Genomic DNA, 26,108 nt, shown 5'->3' with positions numbered 1-26,108 from the left:
GATGTTTTCGCTTACACCTTCGAATTATGAACCAACCTTACCTAAGTAGTCGTGCAGTGTACTTGAGTGGATAGTAAAGTTTGATGTTAATTAGTTACTCGAATGACAATCCGACCCTCGTGGTGACTGTCATCCAGCAACTGGTGCCCTTTGACAAAACCTTCGCGGGTAAATGGCAACACGTAGCCGACCTGAACGTTGAGCTTGTTTTGTGCCATCAGATCTATGAGCAGTTGCAAAGCTTTGCCTACCTCGGATCCGCCAAGTGGCCGGGTATGAATAAAACGAATGTCCCGGCTGAGTAAAGGTTCTGTGTGGCTAACGGAAACGATCAGTCCGTTGTCTTTGGTCATAGCGACATCATCATCACCACCAAGCCCGTTCATAGCAGCGTTAATCACGACATCGGCAGTCTGGCGCAGTTGGGTGACGGGATTACCCTGATCGTAAGCGACAAAGTGTTCAACGCCAAGCCGCTCAACCGCGACTTCATGACGGCTGCTGGCAATGCCGATGACCGAGGCCCCGTGCGCAACGGCGAGTTGAATTGCTGCCGAGCCCACCCCGCCAGAGGCACCTTTAACAATAACAGTATCACCAGCTTTAACATTGCCCAGTTCCACCATGCGGTAACCGGTGACACCAGGGGTAATGACCGCTACGCCTTTTTCCGGAGTAATCGAAGCTGGTAACAAGACGCTCATGTCAGCTGCGGCAGTGACGATTTCTGCATAGGCACTGGTTGTTCGCGCCACCACGCGATCGCCCACTTTAAACTGAGAAACATTGCTCCCGAGCGCAGTGACGTTACCGGCAACATCGTATCCCGGTACTGTCAAGCCACTGCCGCCTAGTTGCCGCGCCATGCGATCACGGTTATTGAGACCGATTGCGCTAGTCTTAATTTGAATTTCATGAGGTCCCGGTTGTGGTGTCGGCAAGTCAATTGCATCAATCACTTCCGGTCCGCCTGCATGACTAAACCCGTATCCGATCATCATGATTCCTCCCATCATGCCATGTTAAACTAGCGGCATTGTAACCATGATGCGAGGAAAAAAACAATTAAAGTGACTTGGTGTGCTAAATATCACCCGTTACCTTCAAATCAAATCGCCATCAGTGGCTGATACGTTATTCAGCGGTCACTGATCATTTTGATGTGGTCGGGGATCGAAGCCGTGTAGCTGGCCTTTGAACTCATCCGGAAACGAGCTGACCGGCGTATGCTGTTCCCAGCTGGCTGCAACTTCTTCGTCAACCGGTTCGGCATGCTCACTGTAGTCCAGCCCCATTTTTTCAGCGGCTGGTGATACGCGGATGGCAACAAACTGGGTAAGGATACTCGTAATAATCGTGACCATGGCAGCGACCAAAGCAATCACGATGATGGTACCGGCTAGCTGAATCAGCAGCAGATGCCAGCCGCCGCCATATGCGAGTCCGGCGTGGGCAATGCTTGGGGCCACTGTTTTGCTGGCAAAGACCCCGGTCAGGACACTACCGACAATCCCGGAAACACCATGACAGCCAAAAGCGTCTAACGTGTCATCAATACCGAGTCGTGGCTTGATTTTGCTGATGAACCAGTAACTGGCTAACGTTGATGCCACACCGATGCAAACCGCACCAAAACTGGTCACGTAGCCGGTTGCCGGCGTGATTCCGACCAGTCCGCATAAAGCGCCGGTACAAGTGCCTATTAAGGTTGGATGGCCTGTTTGCCAAATATCAAGGATCATCCAGGTGACTAAGGCTGCTGCGGCGCCAACCGATGTGGTCAAAGCCGCCGTCATTGCCGCCTGATTGACCCCCAGCGCCGACCCGGCATTAAAGCCATACCAACCGATCCAAAGAATGGCTGTTCCTAGCAACACCCACGGCCGATTGTAAGGCACCGTATGCTCATCCGCGCGCCGGCCAAGAAAGGCAGACAAGGTCAGTGCCGTAATCCCGGCGTTAATATGAATGACGGTCCCACCGGCAAAATCAAGCACGCCAAGCCCAGCCAACAAGCCATCCGGACTCCAAATTAAATGTACAAGCGGGTAATAAACCAATAGGGACCACAGGACAATAAACCAAGTCAAGAACTTAAAATGCATGCGGCCAACCACCGCACCGACAAACAGAGCCGGCGTGATGATAGCAAACATCATTTGAAAGAGAATGTAAACGCCGGTTGGAATCCTAGCCGCCGTTGCCGTACCAAGCGAGACGCCGCTAAGAAAGAGATGCTGTACCTGGCCAATCACCCCGAAAAGATTACCATTGAAGCTCAATTCATAACCCACGGCCACCCACAGTAAAATCGCAATCCCGGTAATGTAGAAGACTGACAGCATGGTATTAATGACGTTGCGCTTAGAGACGAGGCCTCCATAGAAAAAAGCAAGTCCCGGGGTCATAAACCAAACCAGAACGCTTGCAATGATCACAAATCCTGTATCGGCTAAATTCATCTGTGCCACCTCATTCATCTTGAATGGCGGTATTGTAGCACGGGTTTTGCCGGCTACGACGTGAGTGCCGGTTTCATTGATCTAGACCAAACGTGTTATCGTGGTGACAAGACTTGATTTAAAAGGATTTATGGCACGGCAAAAAAATATTTTGAACGTCAGCTTATATAACATGAATGCTTGACGATGATTTGGAATTTGATGTTTTTTACTGATTGGTCCACATGAAAAACAGCTAGTCATGTCAACATTAAAAAAGCCTCAACAACAAATTTGTCGTTAAGGCAGAGGCTGAGCACCCAATCGTCATCAGCGTTTAACCTGATGGCGGTATCGTGCTAAATTATAGTTCCCCGTCAGCAATTTTCCCCAATACGGATTTAGACGGGATGAAGAAGAGTTCGCCTGTTAACGGGGTTGAAAAGTCCAATAGCCGGTCGGATTTTTCGAACATTCCTTGCAACATCCGTTTTGTGACGGTCCAATGGCGGGCATAGCCGATAAAGTAGGTGCCGTTGATTTTTTCAGCCGGGTTGCTGAAGGGCACGTTCATGCGGACAATTTTATGTTCCACGCCGCCGTCATTATCCTGCGAAACCACGTTATGTGAGTTCGCCAGTTTGGCTTCGTCGTCTAGTTCAAGATCGTTAAATTTCTTCCGGCCAATCGCTTTTTCCTGATCTTCGGTTGACAGGTCGTTCCATGCGTCGAGATTATGCTGATACTTCTGGGCAAACGCATAGGAGCCATTTTCAAATGCCGGGTCTTCATCGCCAATGACGGCATATTCCGGCGTGTCTAAGGCGCTTGGATTCTCGGTGCCATCGACGAAACCGATAATGGCCCGTCCTTCAAAGTAGCGGAAGCCGTGGGTCTCATCGAGGGTTACCGTATTGGCTTCAATAATGGCCATAATCTCGCTCATGAGTTCGAACGGTACGGCCGAGTTTTGCGAGCGGATGTGGAAGAATAAATCAGCCGGTGTTGCAACGGCTGTGTATTTCGGCCCAACGATGGATTGAAAACTTTCTAATTCCTTTGGTCGTGCGGCTTCGGGAAAAAGATAGTCCCATGCCTTGCGCGACAACCCGAAAGCGACTGCTAATTTTGCCTCGGGGTAACGAATATTCATGCTGTTGATAAAAGCTGGCAGATGCTCCGCCAAGTCGGCAATCATTGCCTTGTCACTAGCGGGGTCTTGTCGTTTTAGATCAAACGTGGCAAAGATAATGTCTGAGCCTGCATCCTTGTAAACATCTTGAACGTCCCGTAAATCAATGGTCATATTTCTGCCTCCAAACTAGAATCATTCTAACCTAGAAACAGTTTAGCATAGCCGTGCCGGAATGCAATCCTTTTCATCGCCGGTTCTGCTAATATATTAGATGAAAAAACGCGATCGTTGCATGCGACTGTTGATGGCTCACGTGAGGTGTTAGAAGGTGTTGTTATCAGTGTGGCTGGAAGGCGTCATGAGCCGTATGTGTTTTAATTGTAAGCTGTCCTTTTACGTAATTTTCATCAAATCGACATAGCTAGGTGGTAAAGTAATCATAAAGGTTGTGATTTTTAACGATGACAATACTGAATCAGGTTGAATTAGTCGTCCGGTTGTTGGTCGCGGCGTTTTGCGGTTTTGCCATTGGTTATGAACGCAAAAACCGTTTCAAAAACGCCGGCATTCGGACACATATGATTGTGGCGCTAGGTTCTGCGTTGATTATGATCGTATCTAAATACGGTTTCTTTGATATCTTAAATTTGAAAAATATGGCACTGGATCCATCCCGGGTGGCAGCGCAAATTGTCAGTGGGGTCAGTTTTCTGGGTGCCGGTGCGATTTTAGTGCGGCACAATAATGTCAATGGCTTAACCACGGCTGCTGGTGTCTGGACGACGGCTGCAGTGGGGATGGCAATCGGCGCCAAGCTTTATATTATCGGCTTGTCCGCAACTGTTTTGGTTCTGTGTATTCAGGTGTTGCTGCATCATCATTATCGGTGGTTACCAGGTGGCGATAATGGCATTTTGACCATTCGCATTCGTAATGAAGGGTTCGATATGGAACACATGCGACAAACACTGGGTAAGTATCACATTAAGGTCCTAAACGTTTCGATTAAACATGAAGGTGATGAAGTGAAGATGACGTTGCATGTTGAAAGTAAAGCCAATGAGGATATGCGACGTTTGTTGATGTTTTATGCAGATAATCCCAACATTATTTCAATTGAGTTTTAAGCTGTTTAATTGATCTGACTGGTTCCATCGCTGTAATTGAGGGTGACGCCAGGCTGGACATTGAAGATATACACATTAAAGCGAATCGTGTTATCGCCAATACTTTGCGCCCGCATGGCCACACCGCGGGCTAGGCGTTCATCGCCGCGAAAAACCGGGGTGACTTCATAGCGGACAAAGTGTTGAGGGGATTGTTTGAGATAATGCGCAATGTCATCTTCATGTGCCTGCATTAAAGGTGAGTTGAGTTGACGTGTGCCTGTCATCAGATTTTTGGGATTATTATTCTCGCCGGATAACTGAAAACCGATCAAATGACTGCGGTTATAGAGCCATTCACCATGAACTTTCTTGTTATGCCAGCCAGTCGGATTCCAAGTCAAAGGCTCGCGTTTTACTTTGGGCATGATGCTTTGGTTTAAAAGGGCATTCGCGGTACCGACGCGGTTTAAAGAATCCAAGTCGCTAAAACGCGTCCATGGTCCGTTGCTGGTAGTCAGCTCGGATTGCGTAAAACCGGGATCATTATTGTTGATTGTGATTTCTGGCTGACCGTTTTCGGTAAGTTGTGCTAATTGCTTAACCGGTTGCTGTGACGTGCCGGTTTTGGCGGTTGATGTGCTACTACTGCTACTACTAGTTAAAGCTGGCAGCCAATTGGTTTGCGGGTGTTGTTGCGTATAAGTGTAACCGCCACTCGCAATGCCAACTAGCAAAAGAGTGATTGCAAGTTTACGGTTGGCGCGGCGTTGGCGTTTAGTGCCATTGCGTAATAACAGCAGCGTTATGCCAGCAAGGATCAGCATCAATGTGACTAAGTTGTTCATAGGTTCCTCCAGATGGCGATTGTCGTGGAAAAGATATGGTTTGAGGTTAACACAAGTCTGACTTTGCGGGGCAGGGTGTTTTTCGGTGGATTTGGTAATTTGTTCATTCGATTATTAGATTACGCAAAAGAAAAGGTAAAAAGCGGGTGACACCGTGTCACCGCTTGAATTCTTAGGTTGTAGATGTTCTGGTTCACACTTTAAAGGTGTTTATAATTGCAGGTACCTGCGTGTAAGGACCTTAAGTGCGATGGCCAAAGCTCTGGTCGTCACGTCTGAGGCCACTTATGTTCTAGTTTATGCTCATAACGCGCTCACCGGCGCAGGGATCTGCGTGTAAGGACCTTGGTCGCAATGGCCAAAAACCGGCCATCACGTCCAAGGCCGCTTATGTTCTGGTTTATGCCCATAACGCGCTCACCGGCGCAGGGACCTGCATGTAAGGACCTTGGTCGCAATGGCCAAAAACCGGCCATCACGCCCAAGGCCGCTTACACTCCGGTCCCTAAGCGCGCCGGTTCGCGCTCACGCTACATTTGTGAATTCCCTCAATATCTGCTAATATATGTAGAAATCTTTTAAGCGAGGTATGAAATTGCTCACAGTAAATAATGTTTCGATGACGTTCTCGGATCGGAAACTTTACGAAGACGTTAATTTGAAATTTACCCCTGGCAATTGCTATGGCATTATTGGTGCCAATGGGGCGGGGAAATCGACTTTTCTCAAGATTCTTGAAGGCGAATTAACACCGACAACCGGGACCGTGAGTTTGTCACCGAATGAGCGGATGAGTAGCCTGAAGCAGGATCACTTTGCCTTTGATGATCAAACGGTGATGAATACGGTTTTGCAAGGGTGGGAACGCTTGTATCAAGTGATGACCGAAAAAGATGCCTTGTATGCCAAGCCGGACTTTTCTGAAGCGGATGGTAATAAGGCAGCCGAACTGGAAGGCGAGTTTGCGGAAATGGACGGTTGGAATGCCGAAAGTGATGCCTCGCAGCTTTTGCAGTCGTTGGGGATTAGCGAAAGTGAACACCAGAAGCTCATGGCTGATTTGCCTGAAGGTGAGAAGGTCAAAGTTTTGCTCGCCCAAGCGCTTTTCGGTAAGCCGGATGTGTTGTTGCTGGATGAACCGACAAACGGGCTTGATCCGCAGGCGATTAGTTGGCTGGAAGACTTTTTGGCTGACTATGAACACACCGTTTTAGTGGTTTCCCATGACCGGCATTTCCTGAATGCGGTTTGTACCATGATGTGTGATGTTGATTTTGGCAAGATTGAATTGTATGTCGGTAATTATGACTTCTGGAAGCAGAGCTCGGAATTGGCCTTGCAACTGCAAAGTCAGGCCAATGCCAAAAAAGAAGAGCAGATTAAACAGCTGCAAGAATTCGTTGCCCGTTTTTCAGCGAATGCGTCTAAATCCAAGCAAGCCACATCGCGCAAGAAGCAACTTGAAAAAATTACATTGGACGATATCCGTCCCAGTTCGCGTAAGTATCCGTATATCAAGTTTGAACCTGAACGCGCCATCGGTAACGACTTATTACGGGTCGAAAATGTTTCCAAAACGATTGATGGCCAGCCGGTGTTGCAAAATGTGAGCTTCATTTTGCGCCCCGGTGACAAAACCGGCATTATTAGCCGCAATGACGTGACGGCTACCGTTTTAATGCAGTTGCTGGCTGGCGAACTGGAGCCGGATAGCGGAACGATTATCTGGGGTGTGACGACCAGTCGAGCCTCGATGCCTAAAGACCTGAATCCGGAGTTTGACCATCCGGAACTTAATATTTTGGATTGGTTGCGTCAGTTTGCCCCGCAAGAAGAACAGGACAACACTTTCCTGCGCGGTTTTCTGGGACGGATGCTTTTCTCTGGCGACGAGGTACTCAAGCAGCTTAACGTTTTATCTGGCGGCGAAAAGGTACGCTCATACCTGGCCAAAATGATGTTGAGCAAGGCCAATGTGCTCATTATGGACGATCCCACGAATCATCTTGATTTGGAAAGTATTACGAGTCTGAATGACGCGTTGATTGATTTCACTGGCTCCTTGATCTTTACCAGTCACGATCATCAATTTATTCAAACGATCGCTGACCATATTATTGAAGTCGGGCCGCTGGGTGTAGTCGACCGCGCCGACACAAGTTACGACGAATTCATGCAACACGAAACTGCCCAGGCACAGGTGGCGGCGATTTATCCGGCATCTGAGCATTAAGCGAAATTGTTAATGAAAAGCATTGTTGCTCCCGGGTGGAGAGACAATGCTTTTTGTTTTTTCTGCAACGGTGAGGGATAATGTAAGCAACTTTATCCGGTAAACGTCTGGTATCGCTGCATCAAAGGGCAAAAGGAAGGAATTCAACATGACACAACCAGTCATGATTTTATTAGGTGTTGGGGGTTTCGTTGTTGCAATTGTGCTGCTCAACCTTATCTTAACGGGGCAACGACAACTGAGGCTTAAACGCGATCTGATTGCGAATTGGGGCAAGCTGCCGGTTAAACGTGGTGGCAGTGAGCGCTATTTAAAAGCGGCGTACCTTGATCATGAAGCGCAGGTTAACCATGATTGTCAGATTGATGATTTGACCTGGCAGGATCTCGATATGTTTGACGTGTTTAAACAATTGAATGCGACTCAGAGCAGTGTCGGTGCCGAGCGGGTTTATGCACAATTGCGGGCCTATGATTTAGGCAAACCCGATGTCAATGAAACGTTGATCAGCTTTTTCCAGACCCATGCAGAAGAACGGCTCAAAGTGCAGCTGGCATTTGCCGGACTGGGAGAAGATGTTGCTAACAACAGCCAGCATTATTTACGCACCACGACTCAGTCCGCTTTGCCGCATGCTTGGCGGTTTAAAGTGTTAGGCAGTTTGCCGCTGGTCGGCTTGGTGCTGGCGCTGGTACTTCCGGCTATTGGGGTGAGCATCAGCGTCTTGAGCTTGATGGTGAATCTTTTCTATTATGTTTTAAAACGTGAAGCCTTGGATGCTGAAGTAACGGCGATGGGCTACTTGGTGCGAACGATTGTTACCGCGGAACATTTGGTTAAAATTCAGCAGCCCACTCAGGATGCTTTACGCGCTGCCGTTCGACCGATGCGGGGGATTAGATTACCCGGTTGGCGTTTGTGTTTCGCTCGCGAGATAACAGCTCAAGCGACATGATCACCGAGTATTTTAGCAGCATGTTTATGTTGGGCTTTATTGCTTATAATAATGTGTTGACGCGCTTATATCACCACCATGACGAGGCATTGACTTTGTGGCAGGCGTTGGGCGATTTAGAGTTAGCGATTGCGATTGCCAATTTTCGGACGGCTCATTCGCAAAGCAGCCAGCCGGCGTTTGCTGCAGGCGGCATGACGGCCACGGGAATCATGCATCCGCTATTGAAACACCCAGTTGCCAATCCGGTAGCGTGGAACAAAAATGCCTTGATTACCGGAGCCAACGCGTCAGGGAAATCGACATACGTTAAAAGCATAGCGGTGAATGCCATTTTGGCGCAGACGATTAATACGGTTTTAGCTGAAAAGTTGACGATGCAGCCGGGATTGGTGATGACAGCCATGGCGGTTCGGGATGATCTCAGTGAAGGCGATAGTTATTTTGTCGCGGAAATTAAAGCGATTCACCGGTTGTTAAGGGCCGTGGCGTCAAACAAGCGGGTATATGGGTTTATTGACGAGATCCTAAAAGGCACCAATACAGTCGAACGGATTGCGGCCTCGGCCAGTGTCATCAACTGGTTAAGCCATTATCCAAGTTTGGTCGTGGTAGCCACGCACGACAATGAACTAACCGACATTATGGGGGATCAGTGCATCAATTGGCATTTTCAGGAAAAAGTGACCCAAAAAGATGGCGTCGTATTTGATTACTTACTGCATCAAGGACCGGCCACTTCCCATAATGCGATTGCGTTGTTGGCAACAATGGCCTATCCGGAGCCGCTGATTAAAGATGCGCGTCAACTCGCCGCAGATTTCGAACGCAACAAAGCATGGCCCAAATATCGGCAAGGAGGGATTCAAGCGTGACAACGGCCGACAAGATTTTTGAAGCAATTCGGCAGGATCCGGCTAATGCAACCTTTACGGCTCAAGGTTGGGATCCGTTATATCACATCGAACCTGACGCAACGATTTTGATCGCAAGCCAGGCGCCGGGACGCAAAGCCCAGACAACCAAAACCTATTGGAATGATCCAAGTGGTGATCGTCTGCGGACATGGATGGGCGTTACCAAAGATCAGTTTTATCACAGCGGTAAAATTGCTGTTTTACCGTTAGACTTTTACTACCCGGGAAAAGGCAAGTCCGGAGATTTGCCGCCGCGTAAAGATTTCGCCGCAAAATGGCATCCGTCCTTGTTAGCATTAATGCCTCATATTCAGTTGACCATTGTTATTGGCGCATACGCTCAGAAATATTACTTAGGCAAGCGCCGGGAAAAGACGTTAACGGCAACGGTTAAAAACTTTCGCGCATACTTACCGACGTATTTTCCGATTGTCCATCCCTCGCCACTTAACTATGGTTGGGTCAATCGCAATCCATGGTTTATGGATGAAGTTGTGCCTGCTTTACAGGAGCGAGTGGCACGACTGATGAAGTAGGGTTCAACTATAACGTGTTAACCGCGTGGGTTCGCGCTCACACCATAACGCGCTCACAGTCGCAGCAATCTCTGTGTAAGAACCTCTAGCCTAAATGGCCAAAAACCAGCCATTTAGGCTAGAGGCCACTTACACTCCGATTGCTAAGCGCTCCTGTTCGCGCTCACCAAAAAACCGCCATTCGTACTTATCGACGAATTGGCGGTTTTCTTACGTTGTGAGTTTCTAAGGATAGGTTACGGCAAAACCGTGAAGATCAAAGCACCAACGACGCCGCCTGCCAAGGGTCCTAATATCGGTACCCAAGCATAAGGCCAGTCGGAATCGCCTTTGTGTGCGATTGGCAAAATGGCGTGGGCGAGGCGTGGTCCCAAGTCTCGTGCCGGGTTAATGGCATAACCCGTCGTCCCGCCAAGCGATAGGCCGATAGCGGTGATTAAGATGCCGACGCCGATTGGATTCAGTCCGTCTGTCCATTTTCCCTTAGTAAAGGCCAAAAGTCCAAAGATCAAGACAGCCGTGCCGATGAATTCGGATATGAAGTTGGCCGCATAGCTGCGAATCGCGGGGCCAGTTGCAAAAACGCCTAACGTTGTCGCAGGATCGTTGGTCGCTTCCCAGTGCGGATAGTAATGCAACCACACAACTGCCGCTCCCAGTAAAGCACCGAGCATTTGCGCACCGACAAATGGCATGACCCAAGCCCATGGAAATTGACCGATGGCAGCAAACGCAAGCGTCACGGCCGGGTTAAGGTGGGCTGGACCGAGAAATGCCGCGGCATAAACGCCCATCGTCACGGCTAAGCCCCACCCGAGTGTGATGGCAATCCAGCCGGCACCATTCGCTTTGGATTTATTCAGCGATACGCCGGCAACGACACCATCGCCAAGCAGTACCAGGATGAAGGTACCGATGAATTCACCTAATGTTTGTGTCCACATATGGCTACCTCTTTCTACGCAGGATTGGTTGATGCTGGCGTCTTCTTCAAATCTGCTAATTGGCTTTCACGAATGGCCTGATTAAGATCTGCCAATTGTTGGGCTTTAGTCGCGTCATCCCAACCCAATAAGCGTGCCATTTCATCAACGACTGGCTGTTTAAGCTCATTAAGGGTCTCGGCATGGAAGAGAATTGCATTGGTCCGCCGCAATAGGTAATCCACTGGTGTCAAGGTCATTTCCTCGTTGATCGAATAGCGCAGGCTCATGGTTTCCTTAAGGCTGAGTCCAGGAGCCGCCTGCCCATCTGTGTAGGTGACAACCCGGCTGACATTTGAACCGAAGCGATTGGCCAAGTCGGCGGCATCTTTTTCCGGCAAGCCGGCATCGATGCCAATCCGCGTGTAAAAAGCAATCGTATCGTCAACGTTGGTCGGGTCAAAATGACCGCCTGAAACCTGGAGCTTTTTGGAATCAACGGTCCGTGTTTCGGTTGCAAAATGCTCAGCCAACAAGCGGCGGATCAAAGCAAGCGCGCCCGCTGCCATTTTTCGATAATCCGTGATTTTCCCACCGGACAAGGTGATCATGCCATCATCGGCTTGGCGAAGTGAGCTGCCGCGGGAAACCTGTGATGGGCTCAAAGCAGCTTCGGCGTGGGCTGTTTCTAGTTTGGAGATCGCATGTTCAACGTCAGCGCGGGTAGCCTGGTTGTCTTCGTAATCATCAACGACACGGATTAACGCTTCAAAGGAATCATCCGAAACTTTACCGGTGTTGGCACCGCCGCCGTTGTAATCGGAGCTGCCGTTGTTGGCAATCAGCGGTCGCAATCCTGCCCAGCTCGCTTCGATGTCGTCTAGCGTGATATGGCTTTGCGGATAGCGCTTGTTGATGACTTTCAAGAGATAATCGACATCGGCTTGTTCGACTTGCGGATGGTTGAAGTCGCCATGGTAATCGGTATCGGTGGTGCCGAAGTAAGTCTTGCCTTCCCGTGGGACCACGAAGAACATCCGGCCGTCGTTCAAGCCAGTATCCATATACGTTGGCTGTGGTACCGGCAGTCGAGAACCATCGACAACCAAGTGAACCCCTTTCGTTGGCCGCAATGTTGGGGTTTGATCTTCGGCTTGATCCAACGCCTTGAACTTGTCAGACCAAGGTCCGGTCGTATTGATCACGAGTTTGGCATGAATATCGAAAACACTGCCATCCAAAAGATCCTTAACCTGTAAGCCATTAACCTGACCGCCATCATCATGCAAAACGCCAATGGCTTGAACCCGACTGGCCATCAGTCCGCCTAATTCTGCCGCTTCTTTGATGTTTTCAATAACAAGCCGGGCATCGTTGTTGACAAAGTCGAGGTACACGCCGCCTTGGAGGCCATCAGCGGCTAAATGCGGTTCACGCTGCAGAATTTCATCTTTGGTGACGGTGTAGTTGGCGTATTGGGAACCTTCAACGTTTGCCAGACGATCATAGAGATCCATGGCGATTTTGATACTGAACATATCAAAAGTACTGCCGGCTTCCTGATAAATCGGCAACAACATCGGGAATGGCCGCGGAATGTGAGGCGCAATTCCTTGAACTACGGCACGTTCTTTAACGGTATCGGCGACAACGCCGACATCAAACGTCTTGAGGTAACGAATGCCGCCATGAACCAATTTGGTCGAGCGGGAACTAGTTCCTTCCGCGAAATCCTGCATTTCAATCAAGCCGGTTTTCAAACCGCTTGCGGCTGCTTGAATCGCAACGCCGGCACCGGTGATACCACCGCCAACAATGAGTAAGTCGAGTTCGGTCTGCTTCAATTGATCAATCGTCTGGGTGCGGGTTTCTTTTGAAAATGCCATTTTGAGTAGGCTCCTTTTTAAATAAGATAAATGATGGCGCAATAAGATCGTGCTTTAGAATGAATTAGTCTTGCTTGGTGGTGTGTTTGTACTGCTGGGTGGCGGCAACGGCTTGTTTCCAGCCTTCGTAAAGTGATTCCCGATCCGAAACGTCCATGGTCGGTTCAAAGCGCTTACCGACCTTGACGATGCTCTGGAGTTCATCTGTGCTGTTCCAGAATCCGGTTGCTAGCCCGGCAAAGAAGGCGGCACCCATGGCAGTGGTCTCAAGGTTGGCGGCGCGTTCAATCGGAATACCAAGGATGTCAGCCTGAAACTGCATGAGGTAATCGTTATTAGCAGCCCCGCCATCAACGCGCAGAGCTGGAATCGGCATGCCGGTATCCTTGTTCATCGTGTCGACAACATCACGGGATTGATAAGCAAGCGATTGTAACGTTGCCTTGATGAAGTCTTCCCTAGTTGTTCCACGGGTAATTCCGAAAATAGCGCCACGTGCGTCCGAATCCCAGTAAGGAGCACCTAAACCAGTAAAGGCAGGGACGACATAGACCTCGTTTTGACTCTTGGATGCTAGTGCGGCAGCTTCGGAGTCGCTTGAACGTTCAATCAGTTTCATGGCATCACGTAACCATTGAATGGCGCTGCCAGCCACAAAGACCGAACCTTCCAAGGCATAAGTGATCTTACCGTTGAGTCCGTAGCCAATGGTGGTTAGCAGATTATGATTCGACAAGGTTGGCTTATCGCCGGTATTCATGACGATAAAGGCACCGGTGCCATACGTGTTTTTGACCATTCCCGGTTCGATAGCCAGCTGTCCGAATAATGCTGCTTGCTGATCCCCGACCATACCGGCAATGGGAACGGTACTGCCGAAGAAATGATAGGCTGCTGCATCCCCATAAATTTCTGAATTGCTGCGAACTTCCGGCAGCATTTGCTTGGGGATGTTGAGAATCCGTAAGATCTCATCATCCCAATCCAACTTGTGGATATTGAAGAGCATGGTTCGTGAAGCATTGGTGTAGTCGGTGACATGAATGGCACCGCCAGAAAGCTTCCATGATAGCCAAGTGTCAATGGTGCCAAAAAGCAGTTCACCATTTTCGGCCCGTTCCTGCGCCCCTGGTACATGATCCAGAATCCAGCGAATTTTGGTAGCAGAGAAGTAGGAATCAATTAGCAAACCGGTGGCATCGTGAACCAGATCAGCATAGCCATCCGCTTTAAGTTGATCTGCAATGTCGCTGGTTTGACGGGATTGCCAGACAATGGCGTTGTAAATGGGCAGCCCGGTTTGCTTATCCCACACGACCGTTGTTTCCCGCTGATTCGTAATGCCGATCCCAACAATTTGGCGTGGTTGAATATGCGATTCGATAAACGCTGTGGCAATCGTGGATAACGCAGCATTCCAGATTTCATTTGCGTTATGTTCAACCCAACCAGGATGTGGAAAATACTGTGGAAATTCGCGCTGGGCATCAGCAACTTTTTGCCCATTGTGATCGATGATGATGGTACGCGTGCTGGTTGTTCCTTCATCAATCGCCAGAATATACTGCTGTTCGTTTGTCACGGTTAACTACCTCCAGTAAAATATGATTGCGCACAATGAAAACGTTTTCTAAAATAGTTATACATGACTTTGCTGCTGATTGCAAGTAGTACACTTATATAGATAATAAGTTATTTTAACTATAAGGCGAATATTTAAAAGTGCGAATATATAGAACTAGCCCAAACCCGCGGGATTACAGGCTCAAAACCAGTTTCTCACCTCAACTAGTCCGGCTGAATTAATTTTTTTAATTCAAGAATACGTTCAAATATTCGAGTTTCCTGGCGCCGATCAGCCGGGGAAAATCGGTGCATCGTGCTGTCGGGACGGTTGACTTTGGTGTAGAGAATGGTTGGGTTGTAGGCATACATGCCGGGCGTATGGGCAACGAAGTCAGCAGTAAAGTAGTAATCTTCCGCAATTTGTAATCGTTCATCATATCGAATATGCCCGGCATTTAAGCTGGCACGAGGGAAAGCCTTATTCCAAATATAACCGCCAATTTCGGTACCGTGATGCGAGACCTGTTCAAACATTGCCGCTTGTGATAGCAATTGAAATTGATCGGGGCCGCCGCGGTTACGCTGCCACCAGTCATAGCCGACAGCTGTTGCGACAACGCCGGGGGTAAATCCGCGCAGCAAGGTCGCAGCAAAAGCCGGTGCAATCAGATCATCACCATCGACAAACGCAAGAAATAGCCCAGTCGCATGGTCAATGCCAAAATTGCGTGCGGCGCCGATACCTTGGTGATGGGAAAAGACGGTTGCGTGATAATTGGGGATGCCATTTACAAACGCGGCGGCGGTTTCGGCAGTTTCATCGGTTGAAGCATCATCAATTAACCAAAGTTCCACATCGATGGTTTGTTGCTGGATGCTCTTTAAAGTCGCTGGAAGATACCGGCCTAAGTTATAGGTGGGGACAATAATGGTTAAATCAGGAATTGCCATGATGACCTCCTTGAAAAAGATGTGCCGTTACGTTCAATATTTTGTCCGGATTGTTAACAGCTTGCTCATTCGTCTCGATCATTATCGTCTGATTTAGGAAGGCGTCAATTAAAATGCTTGGCGCCTATCGCTTTATTCTTATATGAGGACATGTATGTTCATGTTAGAATAGCTTAAATCAGGCGCTTTAAACGCTTTCGACAAAAGATATAAACATAGCAATTTCTAAGTGAGAGAATTAAGCCTGAATTATTCAACTTTCAATCGTTAAGTACAAGATCCTTGAAATGATAAAAATCTGACGTGAAATCAGGTTTTCCAGACTTTTAGAACAGCATGCTTTAGAAGCGTTATTTTTTGCAGTATTGTCCAGAGGAAGATTTTTTAATGACTGAGATACCAAAACTGGTCTGTGAAAAATTCAGGTTAAGAACACAGCACAGATAGCAAGTGGAGCCTTTCATGGATCGATCAAGTTTGTTATTTTAAAATTATTTATTAATGAGATTTTCGCTAGTTATAAGGAAAATAATGAATATCAATAGGTACTTACTTGTTCTAATATTATGAAAAGGTTGACATTTATGTTATTGGTCTATAAGATAATTAAAAATCGATGTTAAAGATAGTGCTCTTGAAAAGACTGTTGATGATGAGACATAATTTTGTCGAAACAAAAAAGAAAGCATTTGCGTGGGCTGGAGTTTTGACGCTCGCTTTTTCAGTAACAATTCTGCCCCTTGCTGATGTTCAAGCTGCTACAGATTCACAGATCAATATTGTTAAAAGAACTTCGAATCAACAGGTGGAAAATGGTCTTAACCAACGGCCTGCTCAATTAATCACAGATGGTCTTCCTAATGCAAATTATGGGTATATTAAAGGTAATAAATGGTATTTTGCTCAATACATAAGTCCGAGTGATGTCAAAACAATTTCTGAGGCAGGTAATCTCCCTGACTTTTTACTAGTAGATAATACGACTAAGTTTGGCATAGACCTTTTTATCAATGACTTGATAAAAACACTGCATCTATCAAGTTACTTTAGTGGGTATATGTTATATAGTGCAATCTTCGCGGATTATTTAACTCCATTCAAAAAGGCTGCTCAAGAAGGTCGAGGAATTTATATTGTTACAGAGGCAGATATGACCAACCCAACTGCTGGCTATAACTATGTTGAGTATAGGATAGCGAGTTACTAACCTTATTTTGAGTAGAGTTGACAAGGGCTTATTACTGGCTAAAAGGGCAAATACTATGAAAAGACTTAGACTTATAACTGTTAAGAGAATATTGATATTTGCCGTCATTGGCGCCATTGGTTGCATAGTAACAGAGCTAGTAACCAAAATAGATCCTAATGTTGCCAGTTATATTTGGGTGATAGGCTTCTTTGTGACCTTTAAAGTTGCAGATAATGTCTCAATTAAAGCAACTGCAGGTAAAGGCAGCAAACGTTAAAGTATAATTACTTGACAGGGCCTGACAGATGTAATTGGAATGACGAACGGAGAGTCTCCCTAACTGAATGATAAATAACGGCTGTGTCAACATAGTCGTTATTTTATTTCTATGAAACCTTGTTAGGCAAGCGTAGTTAATTTTAAAAACCATTATGAAAAGCATTGCGAGAATCAAGTTTAAAGTAGGTCCTGAAGAAGTTCAAATAAAACGTTTACATTTTGTTTATATGTGGTACAATTTGTTTGTTGATAGGAATATTCATTGTGGATTGTGACTATTCAATTAGGCGAGACCACAAATCATGACGCTGAGAGTAGCGCGTGATTTGTGGTTTTTTCTATGTCTGGGTGAGGAGATGATGAGATGCCGAAAATCGATCAGATCTTTAACAATAACGTGGCGTTGGTTGAGCTAGACAACCATAGTCAAGCGGTTGTTAAGGGACGGGGGATCGCGTTTAGAAGCGTGGCGATGTGATTCCGGCTAAACAAATTGAAAAAATTTTCTACCTTGCAAGTGAAACTTCCCGCCAGAATCTGTACTTTTTACTTCGCAATATTCCGATCGACGTGGTGACGACCACTTATGAAATTATTGACGTTGCGCAAAAACAATTTCACCTTAAGGTACTTGACTATATTTACATTACGTTAAGCGATCATATTTACGAAGCCTATAAACGTTATCAGAATGGAACGTATCAAGAGACGATGGTGCCGGATTTTCATATTCAGTATCCTGCAGAGTATGCCGTAGCTAACCAAGCGTTGCAGATCATTGCAGCTAACCTTGGCGTAGCATTTCCACCTTCCGAAGTGAAAAATCTTGCCTTACATTTTATCAATGCCAGCGGTGAAGACGACAACGAGCAGGCCTTTGACAAGAATAATGAGGCGTCATTAAGTCAACTGGTGCAACGTGTTTTGAAGCGGCATCGCATTACGAGATCGCAAACTAACGGCAATTATTATGATCGCTTCATGATTCACTTACAGTATCTGATTGACCGACTGCAGCGTGTTAATACGGATGCTGTTGCCATTGTGCCCGAGGTGGCCAATGAATTAGAGCTAAATTATCCGCGGTCTTATCAGATTGCTTCGGAAATTTTTGATGAGATTAAGGATCAGCTTTATCGCAACATGAGTGAAGACGAACGCTTATACTTTATCATTCATATTCAACGGCTAATTAACGAAGCGCCTGCCCACGATCAAAAACAGGGCAAAAAATCATAACGCGTTTGCTGGCTTGGAGGGCAGCATACGCTCACGGGAGGAAAGTATCATGAATAAGGTTTTCGATAAGCTAAAGCCGATTTTTGAAGCGATTGCGGCGAATAAGTATGTGTCCGCAATCCGTGATGGCTTTATTGCCTGTATGCCGATCATCATCTTCTCCAGTATCTTCATGATGATCGCTTATGTTCCTAATGCTTGGGGGTTTTACTGGCCTAAGAACGTGACCGATACCCTGATGATTGCTTACAACTACTCAATGGGGTTGTTGGCATTATTTGTTGCCGGTACGACTGCAAAGAATTTAACCGACAGCAAGAATCTGGAATTACCCAAGACAAATCAGATCAATCCGGTTGCGGTCATTGTCGCTTCGGAAATCGCCTTTGTCATTTTATCGATTTTGCCGCTTAAAACCGGAGTGGATTTAACCTACATGGGCACCCAAGGCTTGATCTGCGCTTATATCGTCGGCTTAATTGTGCCTAATATTTACTACGTTTGTATTAAAAACAACGTCACGATTAAGTTGCCGCCACAGGTTCCAGGCAATATCTCCCAGTCATTTAAAGATTTAATTCCAATGGGGCTATCTGTTAGTGCTTTTTGGCTCTTTGGCGTTGGGTTTAAAGCAGCAACGGGAACGATCCTGCCGCGCTGGATTATTCAAGTATTGTCACCACTCTTCCAGGCCAGCGATTCTTATCTGGGGTTGGCGCTGATTGCCGGCGCGATGGCGTTCTTCTGGTTCTGTGGGGTTCAGGGGCCTTCAATTGTCCAGCCGGCTGTTGTTCCGATCATGATTGCCAATACGGCGGCCAATCTCCAGCAATATCAAGCTGGACAGCATGTTTCACATGTGTTGGCAATGAACACGATGGATTATGTTATGAACTTTGGCGGTACGGGATCGACTCTGGTTGTCGCATTCGTGATGCTGTTTGCGGCGCGTTCGGCACAATTAAAAGCAGTCGGGAAAGCGGCTTTTATCCCGGGAACATTTTCTGTTAACGAGCCGGTACTTTTCGGGATGCCGATTATTATGAATCCGATGTTTTTCATTCCGTTTTTGGCAACGCCGATCGTGAATGTTTGCCTGTTTAAGTTCTTTGTCAGTGTGTTAGGCATGAATAGCATGATCTACACCATGCCGTGGACGGTACCGGCACCAATCGGGATCTTAGTTTCAACCGGTTTTGCTCCACTGGCATTTGTCTTTGTATTGTTGACACTTGTGTTAGACGTCCTTATCTACTTCCCGTTTATTCGCGTGTACGATCGAACGCTTTTAGCCGAAGAAAAAGCTAAAGAAGATGTGATTGAAGGACAGGATACGGCGGTTTTGGCTGCCGATACGGTTGCACCACAAACGGCTGAGGTTCAGGTCGAAGCATCCGAAATGGCTGATGAAAAACCAGCGGCAGCGCATGATGAGAGTTTCTTCAAAAATAATGAAATTGACGTTCTTGTGCTTTGTGCCGGTGGTGGAACCAGTGGCATCTTAGCCAATGCGCTAAACAAGCTGTCTAAGGAGCGGGGGTTGAAGTTGTCCGCCGCGGCTCGGGCTTATGGACAGGATATGGACTTGATCAAAGATATGAGTATGGTCATTCTGGCGCCACAAATGGAAAGTATGAAGGATAATTTGAAAAAGATTACCGATAAATATGGCGTTAAGTTGGTTACAACCACTGGCCGCCAGTACATTGAACTGACAAACAACGGCGATATGGCACTGGATTTTGTTGAGTCCAATCTTTAGGTGTTCATCAACTTAGACAGACTCGTCTGCATACTTTATAGGAGGAAGTTCAAACATGCGTAAACAATTACCCAAGGACTTTGTAATCGGTGGCGCAACTGCTGCTTACCAAGTTGAAGGGGCAACCAAAGAAGACGGAAAAGGTCGAGTTCTTTGGGATGATTTTCTGGAAAAACAAGGGCGGTTTAGTCCTGACCCCGCCGCTGATTTTTATCATCGCTATGATGAGGATTTGGCGTTAGCAGAAGCATATGGTCATCAAGTAATACGGCTTTCAATTGCCTGGTCGCGAATTTTTCCGGATGGTGCCGGGGCGGTGGAACCTCGTGGCGTTGCTTTCTATCATCGGCTCTTTGCTGCCTGTGCCAAGCATCATCTTATCCCGTTTGTAACGTTGCATCATTTTGATACACCAGAACGGTTACACGCGATTGGTGACTGGCTGAGTCAAGAAATGCTGGAAGATTTTGTCGAGTACGCGCGGTTTTGCTTCGAGGAATTTCCGGAAATCAAACACTGGATTACGATCAATGAACCAACGTCCATGGCAGTGCAACAATATACGAGCGGCACTTTTCCCCCAGCGGAAACCGGTCATTTTGATAAAACATTTCAGGCCGAACATAATCAAATCGTTGCCCATGCGCGTATTGTTAATTTGTACAAGTCGATGGGGCTAGATGGTGAAATCGGTATCGTGCATGCCTTGCAGACACCTTATCCATATAGTGATTCGTCGGAAGATTAGCATGCCGCTGATTTACAGGATGCGTTGGAAAATCGGCTGTATTTAGATGGCACACTGGCAGGAGATTACGCCCCTAAGACCTTGGCTTTGATCAAAGAAATTCTGGCAGCAAATCAACAACCGATGTTTAAGCGTACCGACGAAGAGATGGCGGCTATTAAGAAGGCGGCACACCAGCTTGATTTTGTTGGAGTTAACAACTACTTCAGCAAATGGCTGCGCGCTTATCACGGCAAGTCGGAAACGATTCATAATGGTGATGGCTCAAAGGGATCGTCAGTTGCCCGCCTTCACGGTATCGGTGAAGAGAAGAAACCGGCCGGGATTGAGACAACGGATTGGGACTGGTCCATCTATCCGCGTGGTATGTATGACATGTTGATGCGGATTCATCGAGATTATCCGTTAGTACCAGCCATCTATGTCACCGAAAACGGTATTGGATTGAAAGAATCCTTACCAGCAGAAGTGACGCCAAATACGGTCATCGCGGATCCCAAACGCATTGATTATTTGAAAAAATATTTAAGTGCCATTGCAGATGCGATTCAGGCTGGCGCGAATGTAAAAGGCTACTTTGTCTGGTCACTGCAGGATCAGTTTTCCTGGACAAATGGTTATAGCAAACGGTACGGATTGTTTTTCGTCGACTTTCCGACGCAAAAACGTTATGTCAAGCAAAGTGCCGAATGGTTAAAACAAGTTAGCCAAACGCATGTGATTCCCGAATAAGCGCACCGGCTCGCGCTCACATTAACGCGCTCCCCGGCGCAGGAATCTGCGTGTAAGGACCTCGAACGCACTGGCCAAGAGCGGGCCATTTCGCCCGAGGCCGCTTACACTCCGATCCCTACCCGCGCCGGCCCGCGCTCATATTAACGCGCTCCCCGGCGCAGGAATCTGCGTGTAAGGACCTGGGTCGCAATGGCCAAAGAGCGGCCATCACGCCCAGGCCGCTTACACTCCGATCCCTAAGCGCGCCGGCTCGCGCTCACTTTTTTAAAATGGAGGTTGAATTATGGCGACGAGAGAAGAGATTTCGATGGTTGGGTTTGCACTTGTGGCTTATGCAGGAGATGCTCGGACTGCGGCTTTGCGTGCTTTGAATGCTGCAGAAGCGGGTGACTTTGAAGGAGCCGAGGCCAAACTTGACGAAGCGCAAAAAGATATTAATGAAGCGCATAATCAACAGACGCAATTGTTAAGCCAAGAAGCAGGCGGAGCGGAAATGGATGTGACTTTTATCATGGTGCATGGGCAAGATACGTTAATGACCACCATGCTGCTTATTGATCAGTCTCGTTACATGATTCGAATGCTTAAACGTATCAAGCAACTCGAAGACAAGCAATAAGCTAAAACCCAACACCCGCGCTCTTCTTGTGGTAAAACTGACCAAGTGATAGCGTCTGATTTGGTAAACATGTTGCCATACGGATTAAACAGCAAAAGCATCGGATTATTGTAGGTGAGATAATCTGATGTTTTTTGTATATAGTGACGATGTTTCTGCATTTTTTACTAAAACATCAGCAAACAAATCAGCGGAGTTTTGGAAGCTTATTTACGAGCTGAAAAAATATTCGACAATAGCGCTTCCATTTTGGGGTTAATTTTAGTAAAATAAAAACGGTTACAAAAATCGACAAATAATTGACGCGTTTTTAAATATTAGGAGGTATTGGCAGTGAACAGTACAGATGTCACGAAAGGCTTTACGGAGCAATTTGGCAAGCAAGCAGAACACACTTTTTTCGCGCCCGGGCGAATTAATTTGATTGGTGAGCACACGGATTACAATGGCGGGCACGTTTTCCCTTGTGCGATTTCGCTTGGGACGTATGCAGCGGTTGGGGCAAATGATGACAATGCGTTCCGTTTGTATTCGGCCAATTTCCCTAAAGTGGGTATTATTGACATTCCGTTCCCTGATCTTTTCCAGGACAAGCGCGGTTTGTGGACGGATTATTTCCAGGGAATGGCGCGGGTCATGAAAACAGCAGGTATCAATTATACGCATGGCTTAAATGTTTATATCAACGGTAACTTACCGGATGGTGCCGGGCTATCAAGTTCTGCTTCTCTGGAAATGCTGGTAGGCACGATTTTGAACAACTTATTCGATGGTAGTTTTGCACCGCTGGACTTGGTTAAGTTCGGGGTTAAAGTCGAAAATGATTATATTGGCGTCAATTCCGGGATCATGGATCAGTTTGCGATCGAAATGGGACGGGCAAACCAGGCAACTTTGCTGGATACCAACACCATGAAGTATGAATATTTGCCGGTAGAAATGGGCGACAATGTGATTGTCATCATGAATACCAACAAGCGGCGTGAATTAACCGATTCTAAATATAACGAACGGCGCAGCGAATGTGAGAAAGCCTTGGCGATGTTGCAAAAAGGCATTGATGTCAAGAGTCTTGGGCAGCTAACGGAAGATGAATTTGATGAAAATACTTATTTGATCTACGACGAGACATTGATTAAGCGTGCCCGGCATGCGGTATTTGAAAATCAACGTACGTTAACGGCTGCTAAAGCACTGCAGTCAGGAGATCTTAAAACCTTTGGCAAATTAGTTTCTGCGTCAGGCGTCTCCTTGGCTTTTGATTATGAAGTGACCGGAATTGAGTTGGACACCTTGGTTACCAATGCTTTGAAGCAACGTGGTGTGTTGGGGGCGCGCATGACTGGTGCCGGTTTTGGCGGTTGTGCTATCGCTATTGTCAACAGTGCAGACGTTGAGGACTTTATTAGTAACGTTGGTAAAGCTTATACTGAAAAGATCGGGTATGACGCTCACTTTTACGTAGCGGACATTGCCGATGGTGCTAAGCAATTGGATTGAGGCAAAAAGGCCAAATGTTCGGCTTAAGTAAACGCATCACAAACATTCAAAGGAGCGATTTTTAATATGACGATTGCAGTTTTAGGCGGCGCGGGGTACATCGGTTCACACACAGTTAAGCAGTTACTGGCAGATGGAGAAGATGTCATCGTCTTGGATAATCTGATTACCGGTCATCGTAAGGCGGTTGATCCACGTGCCCGGTTTTATCAAGGGGACATTCGCGATTACCATTTTTTGAGTCAGGTTTTTAGCCAGGAAAAGATTGACGGGATTGTGCACTTTGCGGCATTTTCGATTGTACCGGAGTCGATGAAAGATCCGCTGAAGTATTTTGACAATAACACAGGTGGCATGATTACCTTGCTTGAAGCCATGAATCAGTTTGGCATCAAGAAGATTGTCTTCTCATCAACCGCTGCCACGTACGGCGAACCTAAACAAGTGCCGATCAAGGAAACCGATCCGCAAGTGCCAACTAACCCGTATGGTGAAAGTAAGCTGGCCATGGAAAAGATCATGCATTGGGCTGACATTGCTTATGGTTTGAAGTTTGTTGCTTTGCGTTACTTTAATGTGGCTGGGGCAATGCCAGATGGGTCCATTGGTGAAGACCATCATCCGGAAACCCACTTGATTCCGATTATCTTGCAGGTGGCTGCAGGTACCCGCACAGGCTTGCAGATTTACGGTGATGATTACCCAACCAAGGATGGTACCAATGTGCGCGATTATGTGCATGTTGTTGATTTGGCCGACGCACATGTTTTGGCACTGAAATATTTGAATGCCGGCAATCCGTCATCTGCATTTAATATTGGCTCTGCTCATGGCTTTTCAAACATGGAAATTCTCAATGCTGCGCGTAAAGTTACCGGTCAAAAGATTCCGGCAACGGTTGGTCCGCGGCGTGCCGGTGATCCTAGCACTTTGGTTGCCAGTTCAGAGAAGGCTCGCGATATTCTGGGATGGAAGCCAAACTACGATGACATTGATAAAATTATCGAAACGGCTTGGAACTGGCATGAAAATCATCCGGAAGGCTTCGGTGACCGTAATTGACGGCAATTAGCAATCACATTGAGACCATTATCAAGCTGAATCCTGATTACACGCAGATGGATTCGGTTTATTTAACCAATAAGTTGCTTAATTTAATCGGTGATGCGGCGCTTGAACTGCCAGGTGATCCGGACCCGCTGAATAATCTGGATTTAATGGTCAAAGCCGCGCAAACGAACGGTAAAATTGCGGATTCACAGGCTGCACGCCAAATCCTTGAAGCCCAATTAATGGATTTTGCCACGCCAACGCCAAGCCGGATCAATCAGTTGTTCTGGGATAAATATCAGGCAGGACCGCGTGCAGCCACAGATTGGTTCTTCGCGCTAAGTCGAGCAAACAATTATATTCAAACGCGGGCCATTGCTAAAAATCTGGTCTTTCCTGCAAAAACCGAGTATGGCGATCTTGAAATCACGATCAACCTATCCAAACCGGAAAAGGATCCTAAAGATATTGCCGCCGCTGCCCATGCGCAATCGGGTTATCCGGCGTGTGCACTTTGCTTGCAGACAGAAGGGTATGCTGGCCGAAGTAATTTTGCCGCACGTACTAACCACCGGATTATCCGTTTCTTGTTAGGCGGTAAAACCTGGGGCTTTCAATATTCGCCTTATGCGTATTTTAATGAACATGCGATCTTTTTGGACGCTATTCACGAGCCCATGGTGATTGACCAAAGTACTTTTACCAACTTGCTCGACATTGTTGCCATGTTTCCAGACTATTTTGTTGGGTCAAACGCGGATCTGCCAATTGTCGGCGGCTCGATGCTTGCTCATGAGCATTATCAAGGTGGACGGCACACATTTCCGATGGCGAAAGCGCCGATCGAAACGCAAATTGAGATCAGTGGGCATCCGCATGTTTTTGCCGGCATTGTGAAATGGCCGATGAGTGTGATTCGGCTGGTCAGTGCCGACCGCGAAGAATTGATCAATGCGGCTGAACACATCCGGCAGGTTTGGAATCAGTATACTGACGAAGCGGTTAATGTTCGTGCTTTTGTGGAGGGTAAGCCGCATCATACGGTGACGCCAATCGCCCGGCGCGTGGGGTCAGAGTATCAACTGGATCTGGTTTTGCGGGATAATCAAACGAGCGAACAGTATCCGGATGGTATTTTCCACCCGCATCAGGATGTTCAACATATTAAGAAAGAAAACATTGGCTTAATTGAAGTCATGGGTCGGGCGATTTTGCCAGCGCGGCTTAAGTCTGAATTAGCAGAAGTTAAGAAGTATCTCTTAGGCGAGGCTAATGAGATGAAGCCAATGCATAAGACTTGGGCAGATCAGCTGAAAGTGGCTTACAATTGGACACCGGAAAATGCGGAAAGTCAGTTGCAAGAAGCAGTCGGAAAAGTCTTCGCCCGGGTATTGGAAGATGCCGGCGTCTTTAAACGTGACAAGATCGGGCAAGAGGCATTTGGCCGCTTCTGTCGCTCGCTATAGTTGCTGGTTATTGTTAATGGTCAG

Annotated in this window: 18 protein-coding genes and 3 pseudogenes; 13 read left to right on the top strand and 8 right to left on the bottom strand. The window is 47.1% G+C overall.

Annotated features, from left to right (window positions below):
* Positions 1-86: 86 nt before the first annotated feature.
* The 3 genes from ACWP87_RS02130 to ACWP87_RS02120 all read right to left on the bottom strand — a co-directional run bounded on the left by ACWP87_RS02130 (position 87) and on the right by ACWP87_RS02120 (position 3,747).
* Complete coding sequence (locus ACWP87_RS02130) at positions 87-998, bottom strand: quinone oxidoreductase family protein (RefSeq protein ID WP_015764867.1); 912 nt, start codon at positions 996-998, stop codon at positions 87-89.
* A gap of 147 nt (positions 999-1,145) precedes the next feature.
* Complete coding sequence (locus ACWP87_RS02125) at positions 1,146-2,462, bottom strand: ammonium transporter (RefSeq protein WP_014569222.1); 1,317 nt, start codon at positions 2,460-2,462, stop codon at positions 1,146-1,148.
* Between the two features lie 343 nt (positions 2,463-2,805).
* On the bottom strand, positions 2,806-3,747 hold the full coding sequence (locus ACWP87_RS02120) for a Dyp-type peroxidase (protein ID WP_005715103.1): 942 nt from the start codon (positions 3,745-3,747) through the stop codon (positions 2,806-2,808).
* Between the two features lie 290 nt (positions 3,748-4,037).
* On the opposite strand from ACWP87_RS02120, the gene ACWP87_RS02115 reads away from it, so the two are divergent.
* Entirely contained in the window at positions 4,038-4,703 is a 666-nt protein-coding gene (locus ACWP87_RS02115; protein WP_014569223.1) for an MgtC/SapB family protein, read from the top strand.
* Between the two features lie 5 nt (positions 4,704-4,708).
* Here ACWP87_RS02115 and ACWP87_RS02110 read toward each other — a convergent pair whose 3' ends face one another.
* On the bottom strand, positions 4,709-5,530 hold the full coding sequence (locus tag ACWP87_RS02110) for a DNA/RNA non-specific endonuclease (RefSeq protein WP_014569224.1): 822 nt from the start codon (positions 5,528-5,530) through the stop codon (positions 4,709-4,711).
* Between the two features lie 595 nt (positions 5,531-6,125).
* Between ACWP87_RS02110 and ACWP87_RS02105 the strand changes: the two genes are divergently transcribed.
* The 3 genes and pseudogenes from ACWP87_RS02105 (at position 6,126) to ACWP87_RS02095 (ending at position 10,171) form a co-directional block, all read left to right on the top strand.
* Positions 6,126-7,763 carry an ABC-F family ATP-binding cassette domain-containing protein gene (locus ACWP87_RS02105; RefSeq protein ID WP_015764869.1) on the top strand — a complete coding sequence of 546 codons (1,638 nt, stop codon included), beginning with the start codon at positions 6,126-6,128 and terminating at the stop codon, positions 7,761-7,763.
* Positions 7,764-7,911: 148 nt separating this feature from the next.
* Positions 7,912-9,593, top strand: a pseudogene (locus ACWP87_RS02100) (MutS-related protein).
* Positions 9,590-10,171, top strand: coding sequence for a uracil-DNA glycosylase family protein (locus tag ACWP87_RS02095; RefSeq protein WP_014569230.1), 582 nt, complete (start codon positions 9,590-9,592; stop codon positions 10,169-10,171). Before ACWP87_RS02100 ends, ACWP87_RS02095 begins: the two are co-directional and overlap by 4 nt.
* 236 nt (positions 10,172-10,407) lie before the next feature.
* Here the strand turns inward: ACWP87_RS02095 and ACWP87_RS02090 are convergent, their stop codons facing one another.
* From ACWP87_RS02090 to ACWP87_RS02075, 4 genes are all read right to left on the bottom strand, one after another.
* Positions 10,408-11,115: an MIP/aquaporin family protein gene (locus tag ACWP87_RS02090; RefSeq protein WP_005684154.1), complete on the bottom strand. Its 708-nt coding sequence runs from the start codon at positions 11,113-11,115 to the stop codon at positions 10,408-10,410.
* A 14-nt stretch (positions 11,116-11,129) separates the two neighbouring features.
* Positions 11,130-12,980 carry a type 1 glycerol-3-phosphate oxidase gene (glpO, locus tag ACWP87_RS02085; protein WP_015764870.1) on the bottom strand — a complete coding sequence of 617 codons (1,851 nt, stop codon included), beginning with the start codon at positions 12,978-12,980 and terminating at the stop codon, positions 11,130-11,132.
* Positions 12,981-13,044: 64 nt separating this feature from the next.
* Entirely contained in the window at positions 13,045-14,562 is a 1,518-nt protein-coding gene (gene glpK / locus ACWP87_RS02080) for a glycerol kinase GlpK (RefSeq protein WP_005684152.1), read from the bottom strand.
* A 206-nt stretch (positions 14,563-14,768) separates the two neighbouring features.
* Positions 14,769-15,497, bottom strand: a complete 729-nt coding sequence (locus ACWP87_RS02075; RefSeq protein ID WP_014569232.1) for a glycosyltransferase family 2 protein — start codon at positions 15,495-15,497, stop codon at positions 14,769-14,771.
* Between the two features lie 649 nt (positions 15,498-16,146).
* On the opposite strand from ACWP87_RS02075, the gene ACWP87_RS02070 reads away from it, so the two are divergent.
* From ACWP87_RS02070 to ACWP87_RS02030, 9 genes and pseudogenes are all read left to right on the top strand, one after another.
* Positions 16,147-16,704 carry a hypothetical protein gene (locus ACWP87_RS02070; RefSeq protein WP_014569233.1) on the top strand — a complete coding sequence of 186 codons (558 nt, stop codon included), beginning with the start codon at positions 16,147-16,149 and terminating at the stop codon, positions 16,702-16,704.
* A gap of 55 nt (positions 16,705-16,759) precedes the next feature.
* Positions 16,760-16,963, top strand: coding sequence for a hypothetical protein (locus ACWP87_RS02065; protein WP_029943692.1), 204 nt, complete (start codon positions 16,760-16,762; stop codon positions 16,961-16,963).
* Positions 16,964-17,329: 366 nt separating this feature from the next.
* Positions 17,330-18,204, top strand: a pseudogene (gene lacT, locus ACWP87_RS02060) (transcription antiterminator LacT).
* 49 nt (positions 18,205-18,253) lie between these two features.
* A complete protein-coding gene (locus tag ACWP87_RS02055) occupies positions 18,254-19,966 on the top strand; it encodes a lactose-specific PTS transporter subunit EIIC (RefSeq protein WP_005691812.1) in 1,713 nt (570 codons plus the stop codon).
* Between the two features lie 55 nt (positions 19,967-20,021).
* Positions 20,022-21,446 (top strand): annotated as a pseudogene (gene lacG / locus ACWP87_RS02050) (6-phospho-beta-galactosidase).
* Positions 21,447-21,732: 286 nt separating this feature from the next.
* Positions 21,733-22,068: a lactose-specific PTS transporter subunit IIA gene (gene lacF, locus ACWP87_RS02045; RefSeq protein WP_005691817.1), complete on the top strand. Its 336-nt coding sequence runs from the start codon at positions 21,733-21,735 to the stop codon at positions 22,066-22,068.
* Positions 22,069-22,401: 333 nt separating this feature from the next.
* Positions 22,402-23,568 (top strand): galactokinase, encoded by a 1,167-nt coding sequence (locus tag ACWP87_RS02040; RefSeq protein ID WP_014569238.1) that lies wholly within the window; start codon positions 22,402-22,404, stop codon positions 23,566-23,568.
* Positions 23,569-23,634: 66 nt separating this feature from the next.
* Positions 23,635-24,630 (top strand): UDP-glucose 4-epimerase GalE, encoded by a 996-nt coding sequence (gene galE / locus ACWP87_RS02035; protein WP_005684143.1) that lies wholly within the window; start codon positions 23,635-23,637, stop codon positions 24,628-24,630.
* Positions 24,627-26,084: a UDP-glucose--hexose-1-phosphate uridylyltransferase gene (locus tag ACWP87_RS02030; RefSeq protein ID WP_014569239.1), complete on the top strand. Its 1,458-nt coding sequence runs from the start codon at positions 24,627-24,629 to the stop codon at positions 26,082-26,084. Before galE ends, ACWP87_RS02030 begins: the two co-directional genes overlap by 4 nt.
* Positions 26,085-26,108 lie beyond the last annotated feature (24 nt).

This window comes from Lacticaseibacillus sp. 22 (genome assembly GCF_055413445.1).
Note: the sequence above shows the minus strand (reverse complement) of the source record. Positions and strands in the feature narration are given on the sequence as shown.

Excerpts from the sequence above, each read along its gene's own strand:
- glpO (WP_015764870.1), bottom strand. The coding sequence starts at position 12,980 with ATGGCATTTTCAAAAGAAACCCGCACCCAGACGATTGATCAATTGAAG.
- ACWP87_RS02110 (WP_014569224.1), bottom strand. The coding sequence starts at position 5,530 with ATGAACAACTTAGTCACATTGATGCTGATCCTTGCTGGCATAACGCTG.
- lacF (WP_005691817.1), top strand. The coding sequence starts at position 21,733 with ATGGCGACGAGAGAAGAGATTTCGATGGTTGGGTTTGCACTTGTGGCT.
- ACWP87_RS02090 (WP_005684154.1), bottom strand. The coding sequence starts at position 11,115 with ATGTGGACACAAACATTAGGTGAATTCATCGGTACCTTCATCCTGGTA.
- ACWP87_RS02055 (WP_005691812.1), top strand. The coding sequence starts at position 18,254 with ATGAATAAGGTTTTCGATAAGCTAAAGCCGATTTTTGAAGCGATTGCG.
- ACWP87_RS02115 (WP_014569223.1), top strand. The coding sequence starts at position 4,038 with ATGACAATACTGAATCAGGTTGAATTAGTCGTCCGGTTGTTGGTCGCG.
- ACWP87_RS02120 (WP_005715103.1), bottom strand. The coding sequence starts at position 3,747 with ATGACCATTGATTTACGGGACGTTCAAGATGTTTACAAGGATGCAGGC.
- ACWP87_RS02075 (WP_014569232.1), bottom strand. The coding sequence starts at position 15,497 with ATGGCAATTCCTGATTTAACCATTATTGTCCCCACCTATAACTTAGGC.
- ACWP87_RS02065 (WP_029943692.1), top strand. The coding sequence starts at position 16,760 with ATGAAAAGACTTAGACTTATAACTGTTAAGAGAATATTGATATTTGCC.
- ACWP87_RS02125 (WP_014569222.1), bottom strand. The coding sequence starts at position 2,462 with ATGAATTTAGCCGATACAGGATTTGTGATCATTGCAAGCGTTCTGGTT.
- ACWP87_RS02130 (WP_015764867.1), bottom strand. The coding sequence starts at position 998 with ATGATCGGATACGGGTTTAGTCATGCAGGCGGACCGGAAGTGATTGAT.
- ACWP87_RS02070 (WP_014569233.1), top strand. The coding sequence starts at position 16,147 with ATGATGAGACATAATTTTGTCGAAACAAAAAAGAAAGCATTTGCGTGG.
- galE (WP_005684143.1), top strand. The coding sequence starts at position 23,635 with ATGACGATTGCAGTTTTAGGCGGCGCGGGGTACATCGGTTCACACACA.